The 4618-nt window shown below is 71.2% G+C and carries 2 protein-coding genes; both read right to left on the bottom strand.

Going from position 1 to position 4618, the window contains the following annotated elements:
- Positions 1–210 precede the first annotated feature (210 nt).
- On the bottom strand, positions 211–2880 hold the full coding sequence (locus tag ACFWTC_RS38545) for a Helicase associated domain protein (protein WP_384030620.1): 2670 nt from the start codon (positions 2878–2880) through the stop codon (positions 211–213).
- Positions 2881–2937: 57 nt separating this feature from the next.
- Entirely contained in the window at positions 2938–3606 is a 669-nt protein-coding gene (locus ACFWTC_RS38540; RefSeq protein WP_384030618.1) for a hypothetical protein, read from the bottom strand.
- Between the last annotated feature and the right edge of the window lie 1012 nt (positions 3607–4618).

The following is a 4618-nucleotide window of genomic DNA, read 5'->3' as shown; positions in this document are numbered from 1 at the left end:
CCAGCGCCGGGTCTCGGGGTCGTGACCCGCCTCCGCGATGGCGTCCACATCGGACGCGCGCCGCAGCCGTACGACGACAACTCCGTCCGAGAGCAACGAAGTCGGGGGCGGAACCGGCAGGGAACGGACCATGCGCCGATCGTATGCCGCCCTCTCGTCTCTCGTGCGCGCAGGGGGGCGGTCCGTCCGGCGCCCCGGCGGGCTGCCCCGTTACCGCGCCCACGCGGCTCCGAGTTCGGCGAGTGCGGCGAGCTGGGCTTGGTCGAGCTTGTCCCGGCGGGCCTTGAGATTCCCGTACCAGATCCCCGTACGGTGCTCGGCGCCGTCGGGCAGAACCTCGACCACGAAGCGTCCGGGCAGGCCGCCCTCCCGCGCGACGTACTGCGCGAGCGCCTCCAGGCCCCGTTGGAAGGCCTGCTGCGCCTTCCCCGAACCGCCCTTCGCCGCGCCCGCGGCCGCCGGGGCGGGGGCCGGGGCCTGGGCGGCCTGTACGCCGAGCACCGTCAGCCGTTCCTTCTGCTCGGCGGACAACTGCGACCAGTCGCGGGCCTGCCGCGTGAGCCAGCGTCCGAGGTCGTCGCCGTCGAAGGTGACGCCGGGCTCTATCGCGGGCAGCAGGCCGCCGGCCTCCGTCTCGGCGAGCTGGGCCAGCACCCGCTGGTGCCGTTGCCAGTCGAGCGGCCACGGGCACGCCCAGTCCGGGTCGATCGCGGTCAGCTGTTCCGCGCGGGCGCGGGCCCGCTCCGCGTCCTTCCCGAGGCCGCCCTTCCTCCGGAGGTTGGCCATCAGCTGCCCGATCGCGACCTGCTCGCCGTCCTCGCCCCAGAGGGCGTCCTGTCGGGGTGCGAGGTGCCCGGTGGCTCGCCGGTAGGAGCGGAGCGCGGCGAGTTTGGTCTCCCATGCCTCCTCGCCCGGTTCCCAGACCATCCCGGCCTCGACCGCGTCGAGGAGGGTTTTGCGCCGTTCCTCCAGCTCCCCGCCGCGCAGGGCTTTCCGCTGCTGGTGCACCCACCGCCCGAGCGGGAACGCCTCGGTCACCCCGACCGCGGTCTCGACGTCATAGGGCACGGCGTACAGCCCGGTGATCCCGTGCTCGGCCCGCCAGCGGAGCATGGCCTGGTATCCCTCGAGCCAGACCAGGGATTCGGGCCGGTAGACGCGGGTCCGCAGGAACGCGGCGATCGTCGCGGGATCCCGCGGGCTGGAGAAGTGCAGCAGCGCCGACTCGGCGCCCGCGTCGCCACCGTCCTGCTCCTGGTCCCCACCGTCCTCCCCGGCGCCGGCCGCGGCGCTGGCGCTGGTGATCCGGCCGTCCTCGTCGCGCTGGATGTGGACCGGCCGCTCGTATTGTCCGCGGGTGAGGGCGCGGGAGGCGAGTTGCTCGACGAGGCGGGCGTCGTGCGAGCGCAGGCCCTGGAGCACGGCGACGAGGGGTGCAAAAGACGCTGAGGCGACCATGTCGCCCGGGTCCTCCCCGGCCTCCAGGAAGACCGGGACGATGATGCGGGCGACCTTGGCGGTCCCGTCCGGGTTGGGGCGGAGCGCGCGGCCGATGTTCTGCACGATCTCGACCTGCGATCCGCGGGTGTCGGCGAAGCAGATCGCCTCGACTCCCCGCTCGCCGGTGATGTCGACCCCTTCGCCGAGGACGCGAACGGACGCGAGGAACGCCCGGTGGACCCGCCGGCCCTCGGCGTTGATGCCGTTGGCGAACTGGCGGAGTACCTCGCGTCGCTCGGCGACGAGGTGGTCCCCGCACAGCCACGCCGCCCACATCCGGCCCGGCGGGACATGCCGGCCGGTCTCAAGCTCGTACGGCTCGGCGCCGATCGACGACTTCGGCAGCCGGCCGGCGGCCGCCAGATCGGCGTCGGACGCCTCGCTGGCATACAGCTCGGTCGCGGTCGCCGGGAGCTTGGCCGCGAACGCGGCGGCTTCCTCGACCCGCTGGTGGAACGTCATGACGGTCTTGAGGTTGTGCCGCGCCGCGTGTTCCAGGAGCGCGGCCTGCAGCAGGGCCAGGCGCCGGCCCCGCAGCGCCTCCTCCGAGGTCCCGAGGACGGGATCGGGGTCGCGGATTTCGAGGACGTCGATCTCGAACCCGGCGAGGATCCCCCGCTCGATCGCCTCCGACAGCCCCAGCTCCGCCCCGGGGAGCCAGGCCCCGTAGGTGCCGTCCGGATCGTCGGCCATGCTCGCGATCTCCGGCTCAGGACTGCCCGCGCCCTTCCGCGGCCGGGGCGCGGCCAGGATCCGCGGGGTTGCGGTCATGTAGAGCCGGAAGTCCGTGGGGATCCGCGTGTTGTCGTGGATCGCACTCCAAGGCCGCGCGAGGTCACCGGCGGTCGAGTGCGCCTCGTCCACGACCGCGAGGTCGAACGGGGCCATCACCTGCCCGTACAGGCGCTCCCCGCCCGCGAGCGCGGCCTCCAGCGGCCCCCGCACCTTCCCCGCGCCGACCGGGCCCTCGACGTCCTCCCGGTCCACCAGCGAGGCGTACGTGGCGAACACGACGACCGGCCCGGCCCCGGCCCACAGGGCGAGCTGGATCGGATTCGTGGTCGTACGCACCCCGAGCTGCTCCAGGACCGCGTCGTTCTCGAGCGAGCAGACCGCGACCATCGGCGCCCGGTGGCCGACCCTGCGCCAGGCCTGCGCGGTCTGGACGAGGAGGTCGAGGGTCGGGACGGTGACGAGGATCCGCCCGCCGGGGAAGCACTCCAGCGCGGACGCGGCGGCCATGATCGTCTTCCCCGAGCCGGTCGCAGACACGATCGTGCCCCGAACCCCCTGCGGAGGCACAGAAGATCTTGCAGAGAATCCAACCCACTTTCGGAACGCCGACTTCTGCACGACCTGGTGTTCCCTAAGCTGAATCACAGACACTCTCCTGGCCTTCCGATTACTAATTCCGGCGGGTTTTCAGACGGCCGCAGGTCACCGCGATCCCGGGAACGTGTCCAGGCCCCGAAGCCCCCATGCATCCAGTCCGGCGTAGACGGTGGCCGTCCGGCACTGCGGCGCGCACATGACCTCGGCCTCGCCGCGGTAGATCGCGAAGAGGGAGTCGGGGCCCCGCCACCAGGCGTCCGCGACGCCGGCCACCTCCGACACAGGCTCGAACCCGCCGAGGTCGAGACCCTCCACGGCATCACCCGTCAGCACCGTGGTAGAGCGAGCACACCGCCGGGCGTGGTCGGCCAGGGCCAACGCCTCCACCCACCCCTCAACACTCCCATGCAGCGGAACCCAGTCCCCGGCGTGAAGACCGAACTCACCGGTCGGCCCGATGACGAACGAGTACGGAAGAGCGGTCCGCTGCTCCCCGGCCTCGAAATACCAGCACCCGGCGCCCAAGGCTTCAGGCACGCCCCCGCTCAGCGTCCGCGGGCCACCGTCGTAGTGCGGAGAAGGAGGAAGGGCAAGTCCACCCCAGGCCGCCTCGTAGGCAGCCACCCGATCGACCTGAGACCCGGGGACCCCGTACTTCACCCACCGGGCCCGTTGCTGCTCCACGTCCGAACGGCCGGTCCAATATCCATGACAGCCGACGAAGTACTCGGCCCGGCGCGTGAGACCCTCTGGAATCCGCGCATCGATCGCCATAGCCCTGCCCCCACAGTCCTCAGAACCTGACACCCAGTTTTTCCAACTCTACATGCTGCATCACACTGTGCAGAGCAGGCGATGTTCAAGCACGGGCCACGCCGGGCCGGTGGTCCGGATCCCGTGGAACCGGACCACCGCGGGCCGACGGAGCGGGCTGGACCTCCCCCCGGGTCCGCAATGAGGCGATCGCAGCCCCCGGGGGCCGTGTGTTGGTCTGCGGGCTGGGCAGTCGGAAGGTATGACTTCACTCTTCGTGGTTGCCTCCGAGTTGGCGCGAGACAGGCCGGACGGGCCTCCGTGGTTCAAGTGGGCGTTCCTGGGGGTGTGGGCTGCCCTGCTTCCGTGGGTCCTCTACAAACTGCATCAACACGGTTACTTCAGAAGACGACGCTGACACCCGCACAACAGCAAGACCGGCCACCCCCTCGGCGATGGGAAGGCCCCGCGGGGGCCGGATGTTGAGGTCCCGGCCGTACGATTTCCGGTGTGATCCGTCCTCTCTCAGGTCCTCTCACGTGGAGGTACCCCTTCGCTGCATTCGTGCTGACCCTCCTGATAACCACCTGCTGGTATGGGTTACAGCCGGTCTACCCGGATTGTGTTTTCGCCTACAGCAGCGCCGGGGAGCCGGTGAACGTGAAGGAGGCATACCAAGGGGCAATCGAGTCCGGACAGTGCGAGCCGCCCCATGCCCGTTGGACCACCTGGAGTGGTTGACGCCCCCCAGCAGCAACATGACCGGCCCCCTCCCTACAGCCAGCCGCCCGCGAAGCGGGCCCAGCCTGGAGCGCAGCGAAAGGCCTCACCGACCGCGCGCAGCGCGGCCGGTGACCCTCGGTCAACCCCGAAGCGCAGCGCAGGGGATGACCGAGGGGTGTGGGAGAGCACAGCGAACCCACACCACGCCGAAGCGCAGCGCAGGCCAGCCCCACCCGAAGGGTGGGGCGCCCGGAGCGCAGCGCAGGGCCTTCCCTTGCACAGCGCGCAGCGCTGTGGTACCCGTCTCTTA

It is taken from the genome of Streptomyces sp. NPDC058619 (genome assembly GCF_042717785.1).
Classification (GTDB): Bacteria; Actinomycetota; Actinomycetes; order Streptomycetales; family Streptomycetaceae; genus Streptomyces.
This window is presented reverse-complemented; position numbering and strand designations above follow the sequence as displayed.

What these genes read in the sequence shown, in the direction of transcription:
- ACFWTC_RS38540 (WP_384030618.1), bottom strand. Translation starts at nt 3,606, where the DNA reads ATGGCGATCGATGCGCGGATTCCAGAGGGTCTCACGCGCCGGGCCGAG.